The organism is Knoellia sp. LjRoot47 (assembly GCF_964253435.1).
In the GTDB taxonomy this organism is placed as follows: domain Bacteria; phylum Actinomycetota; class Actinomycetes; order Actinomycetales; family Dermatophilaceae; genus Knoellia.
On sequence record NZ_CAXUQS020000001.1, the window covers coordinates 18,804 to 33,948 of the forward strand.

Here is a 15,145-nt window from a genome sequence, read left to right on the forward strand (position 1 = left end):
TCGGAATCGACGGCCCCGCCCGACACGGCGGGGCCGTTCTCGTTGTCCGGGGCGCATCAGCGCGTGAGTGGCCGGAGCCGGGCGGTGAACTCGACCCGGGTGCCGTGGGGCGTCGCCGGCTCCCAGCGGATCCGGCCCTGCAGGTCCTGGACGAGCGAGGTCACGATGCGCGTGCCCAGACCGGCGAGCACCGGGCGGAACCCGGCGGGCAGGCCCGTGCCGTCGTCGGTGATGGTCACGGTCAGGCCGTCGACACCGGGCTCCACCTCGGTGCGGTCGACGTGCAGCCGGATGACCCCGCCCCGCGACGCAAGGCCGTGCTCGACAGCATTCTGGACGAGCTCGGAGACGATCATCGCGAGCGAGGTCGCGTCCTCGGCCCGCATCCGGCCGAACGAACCGGTGAGGGTCGACTCCACCCGGTGCTCCGTGACGGCCACGTCGACAACGGCCCGCAAGCCCTGAAGGGCGATCTCGTCGAAGTTCACCGTCTCGTCGATGCCCTGGCTCAGGGTCTCGTGCACGAGGGCGATCGTCCCGACCCGCCGCACGGCCTCGTCGAGGGCGTTGCGCGCGCCCTCGTCGGGGACACGGCGCGACTGCAGCCGCAGCAGGGCCGCGACGGTCTGCAGGTTGTTCTTGACCCGGTGGTGGATCTCGCGGATCGTCGCGTCCTTGGTGATGAGCTCCTGTTCGCGCCGGCGCAGCTCGGAGACGTCACGCAGCAGCAGCATCGCGCTCGTGCGCGTGCCGTGGTCGGTGAGCGGGATGGCCCGCAGGCTCACGCTGGCCGACTGGGTCGACACCTCGGTCCACCACGGGGCACGGCCGGTGATGACCACGGCGAGCGACTCGTCCACCGTCGAGCCCGACGCCTGGAGCAGGTCGGCGACCACGGTGGCGAGCACCTCCCCCACGACGTCACCACGGTGCCCGAGGCGGTGGATCGCACTGATCGCGTTGGGGCTCGCATAGAGGACGCTGCCTTCGACGTCGAGGTGGACCACACCGTCGCCGACGCGGGGCGCTCCGCGACGGGCCCCTGTCGGCGCCGCCGTGCTCGGGAACTCCCCCGCGGCGATCATCGTCGTCATCGACTCGGCCAGCAGCCGGTAGGTCAGCTCGAGCCGGCTCGGTGTGCGCCCGGTGATGACGTTGCTGTGGCGGGTGATGACCGCGAGAGCCCGCCCGTTGCGCACCACCGGGATGGCCTGCTCGCGCACCGCCGTCTCGCCGTGGCCCTCGGGCTCACGGCCGTTGACGATCCGCCGGTGGCGGTAGGCCTCGGACAGGATCGGTTCGCGCCACCGCCCGGACGTGCGCCCGACGACATCGTCGTAGAACACCATGGGGCCGGTGTTGGGCCGCACGTGGGCGACCGCTCTCCACCCGTCGAGACCGGTCGGGACCCAGAGCACGAGGTCGGCGAACGAGAGGTCGGCGATGAGCTGCCAGTCGCCGACGACCAGGTGGACCCATTCGATGTCGTGGTCCTCGAGGGTCGTCGACGCCCTGAGCGATTCGGCGAGTGTGCTCACGCGGCGAGCCTAGGACGTCTCGCCGTCAGCTCCCCTGCCGGACCACGGACCGGAGCGTGCGCAGCGCGACCGAGAGGGCCGCGATGTTCGGCTTCTCGAGCGAACGTATGCCGGCCAGCTGGTTGCCGACCCGCTCCGCGGCGCCGTCGCTGGCCTCGTCCCAGGCGAGGATGCGCTCCTCGGCCGTGACGACGCCGTCGTCATCGAGGTCGTTGTCGAACTCGAAGGCGTTGCGGGTGAACGACTCCAGCACCGAGTAGAGGTCGTCGCGCAGGGCTCCACGGGCGAGAGCGTCCCAGCGGTCGTCGCGCGGCAGGCTTGCGACCCGGGTGAGCATCCCGTCGATCCCGAAACGCTCCGACATCCTGAAGTAGACCTCGGCGACGTCGCCCGCCGTGTGGCCGACGTCCGACGCGATCTCGACCACGTCGAGCAGCGAATAGCTGTCGAGCAGTGACGCGCTGCGCGCGGCGAGCTCGGAGGGCACGCCCTCGTCCTCCCAGTGCTTGGTCTGGGCCAGAACGCGCTCCCTCTCGCCGCCCTGAAGCATGTCGGGGATGCGCGGCACGAGGTCCGCGACGACCGGTGCGAACCGCTCCACCTCGGTGGTGATGTCCAGACCGGAGGGCCGAGCCGCGAGCAGCCATCGCACCGCACGGTCGAGCAGGCGCCGGAACTCGAGATAGAGCTCGGTCTGGACCGTGGTCGGCAGGACGTTGTCGAGCGCCTCGACCGACTCGACGAACCCACGTAGGTCGAAGACCTCGCGGCACACGATGTAGGCGCGGGCCACCTGGTCGGGGGTGCCCGTGACCTCCTCCTGCGCGCGGAACGCGAAGGTGATGCCACCCCGGTTGACCATCGAGTTCACGACGGAGTTCGTGATGATCTCGCGGCGCAGGGGGTGCTCACCCAGCTCTGCGGCATACGGTTCGCGCAGCGCCTTCGGGAAGTAGTGCGAGAGGGTCGCCGCGAAGTACGGGTCGTCGGGCAGGTCGCTCGCGAGGATGTCCTTCTTGAGCGCGAGCTTGGAGTAGGCGACGAGCACCGAGAACTCCGGCGACTTCAGGCCAAGGCCCTCGGAGGCCCGCTTCTCGATCTCGGCGTCGGTCGGGAGGAACTCCAGCGACCGGTCGAGCTCGCCGCGCTCCTCGAGCCAGTTCATGAGCCGCACGTGCACCGGCACCATGGACAAATCCTGGGCGCGGGCGTTGCCGAGGAGGACGTTCTGCTCGTAGTTGTCGCGCAGGACGTGCGCGGCGACGTCGTCGGTCATCGAGGCGAGCAGGGTGTTGCGCTCCTCGGTGGTGAGGTCGCCGCGGCGGACGACGTCGCCGAGGGCGATCTTGATGTTGACCTCGTGGTCGGAGGTGTCGACACCGGCGCTGTTGTCGATCGCGTCGGTGTTGACGCGGACGCCGGACAGCGAGGCCTCGATGCGCCCGAGCTGCGAGAGGCCCAGGTTGCCGCCCTCACCGACGACCTTGACGCGCAGCTCGCTGCCGTTGACGCGGATCGTGTCGTTGGCTCGGTCGCCGATTGCGAGGTGGTCCTCGCTGGTCGCCTTGACGTAGGTGCCGATGCCGCCGTTCCAGAGCAGGTCGACCGGCGCGAGCAGGATGGCGTGGATCAGCTCGGTCGGCGTCAACGTCCGGACGTCGTCGGCGAGGCCGAGCGCGTCGCGCATCTCGGCGGTCACGCTGATCGACTTGAGCGACCGCGGGAAGACGCCGCCGCCGGGCGAGATGAGGGAGCGGTCGTAGTCGTCCCACGACGAGCGCGGCAGGTCGAAGAGCCGCTTGCGCTCGTGGAACGACTGTGCCGCAACGGGGTTCGGGTCGACGAACACATGGCGGTGGTCGAAGGCTGCGACGAGACGGATGTGCTCGGAGAGCAGCATGCCGTTGCCGAACACGTCACCGCTCATGTCGCCGACGCCGACCGCGGTGAAGTCCTCGGTCTGGGTGTCGATCCCCATCTCGCGGAAGTGGCGCTTGACCGACTCCCACGCGCCGCGGGCGGTGATCCCCATCGCCTTGTGGTCGTAGCCGGCCGAGCCGCCGGAGGCGAACGCGTCGTCGAGCCAGAACCCGTAGGACTGGGCGACACCGTTGGCGATGTCGGAGAACGTCGCCGTGCCCTTGTCGGCGGCGACGACGAGGTAGGGGTCGTCGCCGTCGTGGCGCACCACGCGCTCCGGCGGGACGATGTCGGCCCCGACGCGGTTGTCGGTGACGTCGAGCAGGCCCGAGATGAAGGTGCGGTAGGCCGACTGACCCTCCTCGAGCCACGCTTCGCGCGACACCGCGGGGTCGGGCAGCTTCTTGGCGTAGAAGCCACCCTTGGAGCCGGTCGGCACGATGACGGCGTTCTTGACCATCTGCGCCTTGACGAGCCCGAGGATCTCGGTGCGGAAGTCCTCGCGGCGGTCGCTCCACCGCAGCCCGCCACGCGCGACCGAGCCGAAGCGCAGGTGCACGCCCTCGACCTGGGGGCTGTAGACCCAGATCTCGTAGGCCGGGCGCGGCGCCGGGAGATCCGGGATCGCCGTGGGGTCGAGCTTGAGGGAGACGTAGGCCTTGGGCTCGCCGTCGGCACCCGGCTGGAAGAAGTTGGTGCGCAGTGCAGCCTTCATCACCGAGAGGAACGCGCGGATGATGCGGTCCTCGTCGAGCGAGCTGACGTCGTCGAGCGCGGCGGTGATGCGGTCCGCGATCTCCTGCTCCCGGGCTGCGCGCTGCTCGACCTCGTCGCCACCGAAGGACTCGGGGTCGAATCGTGCCTCGAAGAAGGCGACGAGGTCGACCGCGATCGAGGGGTTGCCGACGAGCGCGTCCTCGAAGTACGACTGGCTGAACGTCGCCTGCGTCTGGCGGAGGTACTTGGCCACCGTGCGCAGGACGACGACCTGGCGCCACGTGAGCCGGGCGGCGAGGACGAGCTGGTTGAACCCGTCGGACTCGGCGCGGCCGTCCCACACGGCGAGCACCGCACCCTCGAAGAGGTCACGCAGGTCCTCGTGCGCGATCCCGGCCCAGATCTGGTCGTCCTGGACCCGAAGGCCGAAGTCGTAGACGTGCAGCTGGACGCCGTCGGAACGGCTCACCTCGTAGGGCTGCTCGTCGACGACCTCGACACCCATGTCCGTGAAGATCGGCAGGATGTCGGTGAGCGACAAGGGATCCGCGCGGAAGAGCTTGAAGCGGCGGATGCTCTCGGGCGAGTCTGCGGGGCGGTAGAGCGCGACGCTCGTGCGCCGCTCGTCGCTCAGCCCGTCGAGGTGGTGCAGGTCCGCGACACCCTGAACGACCGAGAAGGTCTCCTCGTATGCCGTGGGGAACCCACGCCCGAACCGGTCGAGCAGGCGATCCCCCTCGACCTCACCGAGCCGGTCGCGCAGCCCGTCGCCGAGGCGGTCGGCCCAGTTGCGGCTGACCTCGACGAGACGGCGCTCGAGGTCGGCGCGCTCGGCCTCATCGAGGTGCCGGACCCGCTCGCCGACGGGAACGCGCACGACGAACTGGAGCCGGGAGAGGGCTCGTTCACTCACCCGGGCGGTGAACTCGACGCTCTCGCCGCCGAACGTGTCCTTGAGGATCGCCGCCATGCGCGTGCGCACGCCGGTGTTGTAGCGGTCGCGCGGGATGTAGACCTGGCACGAGACGAAGCGCCCGAAGTCGTCCTCGCGCAGGAAGAGCTTGGTGCGACGCCGCTCCTGGAGCTGGGTCACCGCCATCGCCGTCTCGTAGAGCTCCTCGGGGGTGCCCTGGATGAGCTCGTCGCGCGGGTAGGTCTCGAGCACCTCGAGCAGGTCCTTGCCCGTGTGCGAGTCGGCGGCGAGCCCGGACTTCTCGAGGACGGCCTGCACCTTCTCGGCCACGACGGGCAGCCGCAGCACCGACTCGGTGTAGGCGGTCGACGCGTAGAGGCCGAGGAAGCGCTTCTCGCCCGCGGTGCTCCCGTCCGCCGCGTAGGTCCGGATGCCGACGTAGTCGAGGTATGCCGGCCGGTGCACCGTCGAGCGCGAGTTCGCCTTGGTGAGGACGAGCACCCCACGCTCGCGGGCCTTGCGGCTCGACTGGGGCGAGAGAGGGGTGAGCTTCTTGTCGGCCGGCGGGTCCTGCTTGAGCATGCCGAGCCCGGTCCCCGGGAGGGGCCGGATGACGTCGCCCTCGGAGGTCTCCTCGAGGGAGTACTCGCGGTAGCCGAGGAAGGTGAAGTGGTTGTCGGCCATCCACCTCAGGAACGCGCTGGCCTGCGAGACCTCGCTCGCGTCGACACCCTGCGGCGGGGCGCCCTCGAGCTCGGCGGCGATGACGAGGCAGCGGGTGCGCATCGTCGGCCAGTCGGTGACGGCCTCGCGCACGTCGACGAGGACGTTGTCGAGGACGGCGGCGAGCTGGTCGCGGTCGGCCTGGTCGCCCTCACGGTCGATCGTCAGGAGGATCCAGGACTCGTTGTGGACGTCGGGGTCCTCGTGGCTCGGGCCGGAGCCGTCGTCGTCGCAGGTCTCGACCAGATGTCCCGCGTCGTCACGTCGGACCTTGAACTGGGGGTGGATGACGAGGTGGATGTCGATGTCGCGCTGCACGAGCGCGCTGGTCACCGAGTCGACGAGGAAGGGCATGTCGTCGGTGACGACCTGGATGACGCTGCGCGCGCTGGACCAGCCGTCGGACTCGGTCGTCGGGTTGAAGACCCGGACCGCCGCGGTGCCGGGTGTGCGGGTCTCGGCGAGGTCGAGGTGGGACTTCACCGCGCCGGCGAGGGTGCGTGCGGGGCGCGCGCTCAGCTCCTCGTCGGGCACGTGCCGGAAGTAGTGGCCGACGATGGCCGCCCCGTCCGGTCTCGGGTCGAGGCCGGCGAAAGCCGTGACGATGGCGTCCAGTGTGGTCGATCGGGGGTGGACCGATGACTCAGTCATGGTGCGCTGTCAATCCTTTGCGTTGCGGCTTCACCGATGGTCTCGGCGGGACACGGCACTGTGTCCGACACCGAGACTACTCAGGTCCGCAGGGCTGTGGACGAGGGCCCGGACGTGGGGCGTGTGAGCACTAGAGTGACGGAGTGCGCAGGCCCTCCGAACCCCCGGCACTTCCCGCGGTGAGCGACGTCCTGCACAGCCTGTCCGATGCCGTCAGCCGCGCCGAGGACGACCTCCTCGCGAGCCTCGTCGTCCTCGGTGAGCCCGACGCGCAGCGGACCGTCGACGGGTGGGTCGACCACGTGGTCGACCTGCTCCGGGCGGTCGACGAGGTGGCCGGGCAGCACCGCGCGACGCTGGCCCGAGCGCAGGCCCGTCAGGCCCCGGACGACGATCCGGTCGTGGTCGCACCCGCCGACGACTCGACGCACGTCGCGAGCAACGCCTCGCCCCTCGACGCCTCCGTGGACCAACCGTGAGGGGCGTCGTGCCCGGCGACCCCGGGTCCCTCTCCGCGATCGGTGCGGCCACGAGGCGCGCTGCGCGCGACCTGGCGGCCGCCGGCGCACGCAGCGAGACGGCATACGCCTCGCTCAAGGGGACGTGGGCGACGTCGACGTCCGTGCGCACGCGCAAGGAGGGGCAGCGCGCGCTCGCGAGCCTCGCCGAGGGCATGCGACACGCCGAGACGGTCGGGGCGGCACTCCAGGCGTATGCCGTCGAGCTGAGCGGGCTCCAGGCTCGCGCCCGCGCCGTCGTCGACGAGGCCACGGGCACGGGGATCACGGTCGAGGCCGGTCAGGTCTCGCTGGCCTGGGGCGTCACCGGTGAGGCCGACGCCGAGACGACCCGGCAGCGCAGCGAGGCGGTCCGCCAGGTCCAGTCCGAGCTCGACGCCATCGCGGCCCACCACCGCCGTCGCCGCGACCGGCTGCTCGCCGAGGTCGCCTCCTCCTCGACGGACCTCGAGGAGCTCGCGCGGACCCTGCGCCTGGCCTGACCACCCGTGCCGGGTGAGAGGATCGCCGGGCCGTCCTTGTGAGGAGAACCCATGAAGTTCACGCACCGCGCCGAGTACCCCGCGGCACCCGACGTCGTGTTCGCGCAGATGTGCGACCAGGAGTTCCAGGACGCCAAGTGCGACGCGACGACGACCGGCACCTGGACGGCCGACGTGTCGACCACCGGCGACCGCGCCGTCGTCTCGACCGAGCGCGTCCTGCCCACCGACGGGCTGCCCGACATCGCGCGCTCTTTCGTCGGTGAGTCGCTGACCATCGTCGAGGTGCAGACGTGGGGACCCCCTGCGCCCGACGGCTCGCGGACGGCCGACCTCAACCTCCACGTCAAGGGGGCGCCGATGACCCTCAAGGGGACGATCCGCCTGTCCCCCACCGCGTCCGGCTCGCTGCACGTGCTCGACGGCGAGCTCAGGGCCGGCGTCCCGCTCATCGGCGGCAAGCTCGAGAAGGCCGCGGCGGATCCGCTCATGTTCGCGGCGAGGACCGAGACGGACCTGCTCCGCCAGCGGGTCGGCTGACCCTCCCCGAGGCGGGTCAACTGATTGCCCCACCCCGAGGCCCTGAGGCCTCGACGTGGGGCAATCAGTGGTGGGTGAGGCGGGTCAGACGCCCATGTGCGGGTAGGCGTGGCTCGTCGGCGGGACGAACGTCTCCTTGATCGAGCGCGGGCTCGTCCAGCGCAGCAGGTTCTGCGCCGAGCCGGCCTTGTCGTTCGTGCCGGACGCGCGCCCACCACCGAACGGCTGCTGGCCGACGACGGCGCCGGTCGGTTTGTCGTTGACGTAGAAGTTGCCGGCGGCGAAGCGCAGGCGGTGGCTCGCCTCGGCGACGGCCGCACGGTCCTGGGCGATGATCGACCCGGTGAGGGCGTAGGCCGAGGCCGAGTCGATGACGTCCATGACCTTGCCGAACTGGCGGTCCGGGTAGACGTGGACCGAGAGCAGCGGACCGAAGTACTCGGTCGTGAAGATCTCGTCGTGCGGGTCCTCGCCGACCATGATCGTCGGGCGCACGAAGTAGCCCTCGGAGTCGTCGTAGGTGCCACCGGCGACGATGTCGATGCCCGCGGTGGCCTTGGCGCGGTCGATCGCGGCCTTGTGCTTGGCGAACGCGCGGTCGTCGATGACGGCGCCCATGAAGTTCGACAGGTCGGTGACGTTGCCCATCGTCAGGCCCTCGGTGAGCTCGACGAGGTCCTTCTTGATGACCTTCCAGATGCTGCGCGGGATGAACGCACGCGAGGCGGCCGAGCACTTCTGGCCCTGATACTCGAACGCGCCACGGATCATCGCGGTGCGGACGACGTCGGGGTCGGCGCTCGGGTGGGCGAGGATGAAGTCCTTGCCACCGGTCTCGCCGACGATGCGCGGGTAGTGGCGGTAGGTCGTGAGGTTGGACCCGATCTCCTGCCACAGGTGCTGGAAGACGCGCGTCGAGCCGGTGAAGTGCAGGCCGGCGAACTCGGGGTGCTTGAGGACGACGTCGGAGACCTCGGTGCCGTGGCCGGTGACGAGGTTGATGACGCCCGGCGGCATGCCGGCCTCCTCGAGGATCTCGAGGACGAACTGGGCCGCGAGCGCCTGCGTGTGCGAGGCCTTCCAGACCACCGTGTTGCCCATGAGCGCGGGCGCGGTCGGCAGGTTGCCGGCGATGGCGGTGAAGTTGAAGGGCGTGATCGCGTAGACGAAGCCTTCGAGCGAGCGGTAGTCGGTGCGGTTCCAGATGCCGGGCGAGTTGGCCGGAGGCTGCTCCTCGAGGATCTGGCGGGCGAAGTGCACGTTGAAGCGCCAGAAGTCGATGAGCTCGCAGGCGCTGTCGATCTCGGCCTGGTACGCCGTCTTGCTCTGTCCGAGCATCGTCGCCGCGTTGACCTTGGCGCGGTAGGGACCGGCGAGGAGGTCGGCGGCCTTGAGCAGGATCGCGGCGCGGTCGTCGAAGGACATGTCGCGCCACGCCGGTGCGGCGGCGTTGGCCGCGTCGACGGCGGCGCGGGCGTCGGTCTTGGTGGCGTCACGGATGGTGCCGAGCACCGAGCGGTGCGCGTGCGGCTGGCGGACGTCGATCTTGGCGCCGCGCCCCTCGACGCGCTCGCCGTTGATCGTGTGCGGCAGGTCCCACTTCGTGCTGCCGACCTCGGCGAGTGCGACCTCGAGGGCCGCCCGCTCGGGGCTACCGGGGGCGTAGTCGCGGACCGGCTCGTTGATCGGGGCAGGGACGTGGGTCACAGCGTCCATCGGTGTCTTCCTCGATTCGTGGGGTGCTGGGGGTCCGCCCATCGTCCCACGGTGGCGGGGGTGGCTGCGTCCGCCCCCGGCCGGCCTGCGTCCGCAACCCTGGTCACCTTCGCGACCACCCCTGCGGACGCTGTCGTATGCCGTCCCGCCGGCGGCTGTGGTCGGGCGTCAGTCGCCGCGGACGAGAGTGATGACGTCGTCGATCTCGGTGACGTCGTACCAGAGGAGGTCGGCCACCTCGCCGCCCGGCTGCTCGTCGACGTGGAAGGACGCGATCCTGGGCAGTGCCACGACGGCGTCGACCTCGACGCCGCTCTCGCCGTCGACGAGCGGTTGCACGACGGCGGCGTCGACGTCCGCGGAGGCGACCACGCGGCGCTCCCCCGTCGCCGCGCGTTCGGCGGCGTCGGCAGCGGCGGCCGACCACGCGGCATACTCACGTTCCTCGTCGTCGTTGCCGAGGGCGAGGCCCGAGCCCGACGGCAGGGCGGCGTGACCCGAGACCGGGGCCGGACCGATCTCGCCGGTGCGGCGCAGGGCGTCGAGGGCGGAGGAGTCGAGCGGGAGGTAGACGCGGACCATCGGCATGCGGGGACCTTTCAGCGGGCGCGAGCGCGGGGAGCCTCGAGGAGCTCCTGGAGCGCGTCGACGATGGACTGGCCGAGGACGTCGGCGTCCGGCAGGGCGTCGCGGTCGGCGTAGAGGCCGTAGTAGACGCCACCGTCGTAGGACGTCAGCCCGATGGACAGCGCCTTGTTGGGGCCCAGCGGCATGACGGGGTAGGTCGAGGCCATCTGCGCACCCGCGACGTAGAGGGGGTGCTGCGGACCGGGGACGTTGGTGATCGCCACGTTGAACAGGCGCCGGGAGACAGCGCCCCCGAGACGGGCGGCCAGGGTGTGCATCGTCGGCGGCGCGAAGCCGCCGAGCCCCGAGAGGGTGTCGGCGCCGACGGCCCGGCCCGCCTCCATCTGCTGCCGCATCGCGAACGCGATCTGGTGCAGCCGCATCGAGGCGCCGGGCTCCCCTACGGGAAGGTCGACGAAGCAGGCGGTGAGGTTGCGGCCGGCGGGGAGCTCGCTGTCGTCGTCGTGCGTGCTCACCGGGACCATCGCGCGAATCGTCGTCGCGGCGTGCACGCTCTCGCCCCGCGTCATGAGCCACGTGCGGAACGCGCCGGTGACCGTGGCGAGGATGACGTCGTTGATGCTCACGTCGTCGGCGAACGCGCCCTTGGTGAGGCGGGACCTGACCTTCTTGTAGTCCTCGAGGTCGGTCCCCACCATGACGAACCGGCGAGCGCGTCCGACGCGCGCGTTGAGCGGCGACTCGGGCGCCGGGCTTGTCGACGCGCGGGCGACCGCCGAGACGACCTCGCCCGCGGCACCGAGGAGGCGACCGGCTGTCTCCTTGATGTCGGTGATGCCGGACTGGACGGTGTCGATGACCTGGCTGGGGGCGCGGACCGTGTCGGCGAGTGCGCTGACGACGAGCTCGGTCTGCGACGGCTCACGGCTCGGGCGCCACGTGTCGTCGACGCTTTCCGAGCTCGGGGTCTCGGAGTCCTCGAGGATGAGGTGCGCGATGTCGACGGCATTGACCCCGTCGACGAGCGCCTGGTGGGTCTTGGTGATGATGGCGAACCGGTCGTCGGCCAGCCCCTCGACGAGGTAGACCTCCCACAGAGGCCGGTTGCGGTCCAGCTGCCGCGGCTGGATCCGGGCGATGAGCTCCTCGAGCTGCTCGTCGTCACCCGGGCGCGGCAGCGCCGACCGCCTCACGTGGTAGGTGACGTCGAACCGCTCGTCGTCGATCCACACCGGGTTCGCGAGCCGCCCGGGGACGAAGCGCACCCGCTGCCGGTAGCGCGGGATGTAGGCGATCCGTCGCGAGATGATGCCGACGAGGCGGTCGTAGTCGAACCCCCCGTCGGGGGCGTCGAAGACCATGACCGACCCCACGTGCATGGGCGTCGACGAGTTCTCCAGCGTGAGGAAGCTGCTGTCGAGGGTGCTCATGCGGTCGGACACGAGGCCCATGGTGTCAGATCGTCGCGGTCGCCACGCCCGCCGAAGGTCCCGGGCGAGCGCGGGCGCGGGCGAGCTCAGGCCGAGCGGTGCGACCCTCGGCGCATCCGGACCCCTGACCTGCGGCGAGACCGCGTCTCGGTCACGGCGAGCTCGGGGCGCACCGCCTCGACGACGCGGGCGACCGCGCGACACACCGGCGCGTCGGGGGCGTGCTCGACGAGGCTGCGACCGGCGAGGAGCGCGGCGTCGCACTCGTCGGGTGCCCACGGCACGAAGATCGGCTGCTCCAGCCCGGCGAACCTGCCGAGCACGTCGGCGATGGCCTGCTCCGGCCTGGGGCCCGCGGCCGACGCCCGCACCTTGTTGACGACGATGACCGGCTCCGGGGACGGGACGACGCCCACGTCCTGGACGGCGCGCACGAGCCGTTGGAGTCCGATCGGGTCGGCGGCTCCGACGACGACGAGGCTGTCGGCGCGCTCGAGGGCGGTCAGGGTGGTGGCGTTGCGTCGGGGTGCCGCGGTGTCGTAGCTCAGCTCCTCGTCGTCCTCGATCGAGAACCCGCAGTCGACGACGACGTGCTGCGCGATGGTGCGGGACTTGTCGAGGACGTCCTCGACCGCGGCCGCCCTGAGCTCGGGCCACCTCTCGGCCTTCGGTATGCCGGTGAGCACCCTCAGTCCCGGCGTCACCTCGGGTGCCACGCGCGAGAGCGAGGCCGTGTCGAGGGTGCCTTGCTCGGAGGCGCGTGCTGCCGCGGCCACCCCGGGCGCCTCGTCGATGAGCGCGAGGGCCTGGGCGACGCTCGCGCCGTAGGTGTCGAGGTCGACGAGCAGCGTGCTCACCCCACGGCCGGCCAGGGACGCGGCCAACGTGACGGCGAGCGTGGTCCGGCCCGGGGCACCGGTCGGTCCCCACACGACCGTGACCCGTGTGCGGCCGCCTCCCTCGCCACCCTCCCCGTCGCCCGCGCCGCCGAGATGACGAAGAGGGTTCGCGCCGGCTCCTTCGGACGAGCGGGCATCCTCGGCGTGCACGGAGCCGTCGAGCCAACGGGTGAGCTCGTCCGCGGTCAGCGTCGCCGTGTCGGCGGGTCCACCCGAGCCCGGCCCGGCACCGGACAGCTCGGCCGACGGGGCGGGCCCCGACGTGTTCCCCCGCTCGACGAGGCCGACGAGGATGCGTGCGACGTCGTCGGGCTCGGCATCGGGGCGCACGAGCGTGCTCACCCCGAGCTGCCGCAGGCGTGCCTCACCGGCGTCGTCGCCCACCGCCACGAGTCCCGCGACGCGGACCCCGTGCCCGGCGAGGTGGCGTAGCGCGTCACGGTCGAGACCGCGGAAGTCGGCCGAGACGACGGCGAGGTCAGCGATACCGGACGCACCGGTCGACAGCAGCTCCGCGACGTCGGCGCAGCGCCGCACCACCGCGAGCCCGTCCGAGGACTCGAGCGCCGAGACGAGCTGCTGCTCGTGGTGGTGCGAGACCCCGGTGATGACGCCGGTCGTCATGACGCCTTCGGCGCGACGGCGCCGGGGACGGCGACGAGGGTGATCCTCGCGCCGAGGTCGACGTCACCGACGAGCGACTGGACCTTGTCCTTGGGCACCATGACCTGGACCGGCCTCGTGTCACCCGCGCTGCCCATGACGCCACCGTCCTCGGACAGCGCCACGACGCTCACGGCCTCGAGCGCGAGCTCCGGGCCCTCGAACGACTCCGTCCCGATGCTCCCCTTGGCCGGGGCCGACGGCCGGTTGACGTAGACGTCGACGATGGCGCCCCTGACGAGCGTCGATGCCGAGGTGGCGTCGACCTGCAGCGCCACCGGCTGGCTCGTCGCTCGGGCGCGCGGTCCGATGGCCGAGGTCGGGATGAGCTCGCCGGCCCGGACCTCCCGCAGGACGAACGTGTCGGCCGGCACTCCCCCGCCGGCGTCGACGTAGTCGCTCGCCGCACCGCCGAGCTGCACGTCGACCCGCACGAGGTCCTCGGCCGTGAGTGGCTGCCCCGGGAGGAGCCCGGTCTTCGCGGCATACATCGGGACGCGGTCGTCGGCACGGCTCATGACGTAGGCGCCGATCGCCGTCGAGGCGAGGACGAGCAGCACGCCGACCAGGAGCCGGCTGTCGCGCCAGGACGGCCTGCGCAGCCGCCGGGCGGTGGGTGTGGTCAGGTCGCTCATCTCGAAAGGCTCCGGATCGTCTCGAACACGGCGGTCGGCAGGCTGCGAGGGGTCACCGCGTCCATCCCCCCGAGACAGATTGTGGCCCACACGGGGGGAGCACGCGCGACGAGAACCCGTGGCCTGTGGACGACCGCGGCGCCTGCTCCGCGCCTGGGGACGCACGCCCCTGCCGTCTCGGCCCGTCGTGGCAGACTTGGTTGCGACGCCTGCCCGGCGTCGCACCGACCCCGTCACCCACCCGAGGAGCGCCCGTGGCCAAGCGGTTCATCCCGCTCACCGAGGTGTCCGAGATCCTCGACATCTCCTCGGCCCAGGCCTACGCCCTCGTGCGCTCCGGCGACCTGCCGGCGATCAAGGTCGGCGGGCGTGGTCAGTGGCGCGTCGAGACCACCGTGCTCGAGGACTACATCCAGCGGATGTACTCGCAGACCCGCGACTTCGTCCGCACACACGGCGAGGACTGAGGCCGCTCCCGTTCGAGGTCCGCCCGAGGTCCACCCGGGCCACTGGCTCGATCAGCGGGCCTCGACGAGCACCACGGCCGCGAACGGGACCGTCTGGCGACCGCGGACGTTCTCCTCGCGCCGGCTCTCGCCCAGGGCGTGCTCGGCCAGGTCGAGGAAGTCGGCGCCCACGACGTCGATCGTCCCGGTGACGACCCGACCGCTCGCGTCGGTGAGCGCCACCGACGCCCGGTCACGGGCCAGTCCGCGCAACGCGTAGCCGAGGGCGAAGCGCCGCGCCGTCCGCTGCGCCGACGCCCGAGGTGCCAGCCCGGTCACCACCGTCACCGCGGCGACCGGGACGACGGCGTCGCGCCCGTTCTCGAGGCGCAGCAGGAGCCAGTCCTCGCCGAGGTCGAGGAGCTCGCCGGTGAGCGTGGCACCGGTGACGAGGCGCAGGCGGAGGACGGCGCCGACGGCGGCGGCGAACCGCGCGCCGAGCTCGACGCGTGCCCGTTCGCGACGGGTCCGGTCGGCCACCTCGGAGTCGCGGTCACGACGCTCCTCGGCGCCGAGCTGTGCCTCGAGGTCGTCGAAGAGCCGGTCCCACCGCATGCCGGGAGCCTAGGCGGGACCCCACCGGCCTTCGTGTTGCGACACCAGCCGTCATCCAATATCGTCCAAAACATGCAAAGCGCATCAAACGGCATCAAACGACACCAAGGTGCTCACCAAGGCCCCAAGCGGGAAGTAGTCGTCGCCGCGC

General features: G+C 71.4%; 12 protein-coding genes. 4 read left to right on the forward strand and 8 right to left on the reverse strand.

The window, feature by feature from the left end; all coding sequences use genetic code 11:
- Positions 1-56: 56 nt before the first annotated feature.
- A complete protein-coding gene (locus ACSQ11_RS00080) occupies positions 57-1,538 on the reverse strand; it encodes a sensor histidine kinase (protein ID WP_436001850.1) in 1,482 nt (493 codons plus the stop codon).
- 25 nt (positions 1,539-1,563) lie between these two features.
- Positions 1,564-6,462, reverse strand: a complete 4,899-nt coding sequence (locus tag ACSQ11_RS00085; RefSeq protein ID WP_436001852.1) for an NAD-glutamate dehydrogenase — start codon at positions 6,460-6,462, stop codon at positions 1,564-1,566.
- Positions 6,463-6,605: 143 nt separating this feature from the next.
- Here ACSQ11_RS00085 and ACSQ11_RS00090 point away from each other — a divergent pair, with 143 nt between their 5' ends.
- The 3 genes from ACSQ11_RS00090 to ACSQ11_RS00100 are packed head-to-tail and all read left to right on the forward strand — an operon-like array spanning position 6,606 to position 8,002.
- Positions 6,606-6,941 (forward strand): hypothetical protein, encoded by a 336-nt coding sequence (locus tag ACSQ11_RS00090; RefSeq protein WP_436001855.1) that lies wholly within the window; start codon positions 6,606-6,608, stop codon positions 6,939-6,941.
- Between the two features lie 8 nt (positions 6,942-6,949).
- On the forward strand, positions 6,950-7,462 hold the full coding sequence (locus tag ACSQ11_RS00095) for a hypothetical protein (protein ID WP_436001857.1): 513 nt from the start codon (positions 6,950-6,952) through the stop codon (positions 7,460-7,462).
- Positions 7,463-7,513: 51 nt separating this feature from the next.
- Entirely contained in the window at positions 7,514-8,002 is a 489-nt protein-coding gene (locus tag ACSQ11_RS00100) for a DUF2505 domain-containing protein (RefSeq protein ID WP_436001859.1), read from the forward strand.
- Positions 8,003-8,086: 84 nt separating this feature from the next.
- On the opposite strand, the gene pruA is transcribed toward ACSQ11_RS00100, so the two are convergent.
- The 5 genes from pruA to ACSQ11_RS00125 form a co-directional block, all read right to left on the reverse strand.
- A complete protein-coding gene (gene pruA / locus ACSQ11_RS00105) occupies positions 8,087-9,718 on the reverse strand; it encodes an L-glutamate gamma-semialdehyde dehydrogenase (RefSeq protein WP_436001861.1) in 1,632 nt (543 codons plus the stop codon).
- A gap of 168 nt (positions 9,719-9,886) precedes the next feature.
- Positions 9,887-10,306: a DUF6912 family protein gene (locus ACSQ11_RS00110; RefSeq protein ID WP_436001863.1), complete on the reverse strand. Its 420-nt coding sequence runs from the start codon at positions 10,304-10,306 to the stop codon at positions 9,887-9,889.
- Between the two features lie 11 nt (positions 10,307-10,317).
- Positions 10,318-11,757: a WS/DGAT/MGAT family O-acyltransferase gene (locus ACSQ11_RS00115; RefSeq protein ID WP_436001865.1), complete on the reverse strand. Its 1,440-nt coding sequence runs from the start codon at positions 11,755-11,757 to the stop codon at positions 10,318-10,320.
- A gap of 65 nt (positions 11,758-11,822) precedes the next feature.
- On the reverse strand, positions 11,823-13,259 hold the full coding sequence (locus ACSQ11_RS00120; RefSeq protein ID WP_436001867.1) for an AAA family ATPase: 1,437 nt from the start codon (positions 13,257-13,259) through the stop codon (positions 11,823-11,825).
- Entirely contained in the window at positions 13,256-13,933 is a 678-nt protein-coding gene (locus ACSQ11_RS00125) for a hypothetical protein (RefSeq protein WP_436001869.1), read from the reverse strand. The genes ACSQ11_RS00120 and ACSQ11_RS00125 overlap by 4 nt, the downstream gene beginning before the upstream one ends.
- 254 nt (positions 13,934-14,187) lie before the next feature.
- Between ACSQ11_RS00125 and ACSQ11_RS00130 the strand changes: the two genes are divergently transcribed.
- The gene (locus ACSQ11_RS00130) at positions 14,188-14,400 is read left to right on the forward strand and encodes a helix-turn-helix domain-containing protein (RefSeq protein ID WP_436001871.1); all 213 of its coding nucleotides are present in this window, start codon (positions 14,188-14,190) and stop codon (positions 14,398-14,400) included.
- Between the two features lie 51 nt (positions 14,401-14,451).
- On the opposite strand, the gene ACSQ11_RS00135 is transcribed toward ACSQ11_RS00130, so the two are convergent.
- On the reverse strand, positions 14,452-14,994 hold the full coding sequence (locus ACSQ11_RS00135) for a hypothetical protein (RefSeq protein ID WP_436001873.1): 543 nt from the start codon (positions 14,992-14,994) through the stop codon (positions 14,452-14,454).
- Between the last annotated feature and the right edge of the window lie 151 nt (positions 14,995-15,145).

Coding starts and splice junctions, on each gene's coding strand:
- ACSQ11_RS00085 (WP_436001852.1), bottom strand. CDS start 6,462: ATGACTGAGTCATCGGTCCACCCCCGATCGACCACACTGGACGCCATC.
- ACSQ11_RS00100 (WP_436001859.1), top strand. CDS start 7,514: ATGAAGTTCACGCACCGCGCCGAGTACCCCGCGGCACCCGACGTCGTG.
- pruA (WP_436001861.1), bottom strand. CDS start 9,718: ATGGACGCTGTGACCCACGTCCCTGCCCCGATCAACGAGCCGGTCCGC.
- ACSQ11_RS00110 (WP_436001863.1), bottom strand. CDS start 10,306: ATGCCGATGGTCCGCGTCTACCTCCCGCTCGACTCCTCCGCCCTCGAC.
- ACSQ11_RS00115 (WP_436001865.1), bottom strand. CDS start 11,757: ATGGGCCTCGTGTCCGACCGCATGAGCACCCTCGACAGCAGCTTCCTC.
- ACSQ11_RS00120 (WP_436001867.1), bottom strand. CDS start 13,259: ATGACGACCGGCGTCATCACCGGGGTCTCGCACCACCACGAGCAGCAG.
- ACSQ11_RS00125 (WP_436001869.1), bottom strand. CDS start 13,933: ATGAGCGACCTGACCACACCCACCGCCCGGCGGCTGCGCAGGCCGTCC.
- ACSQ11_RS00135 (WP_436001873.1), bottom strand. CDS start 14,994: ATGCGGTGGGACCGGCTCTTCGACGACCTCGAGGCACAGCTCGGCGCC.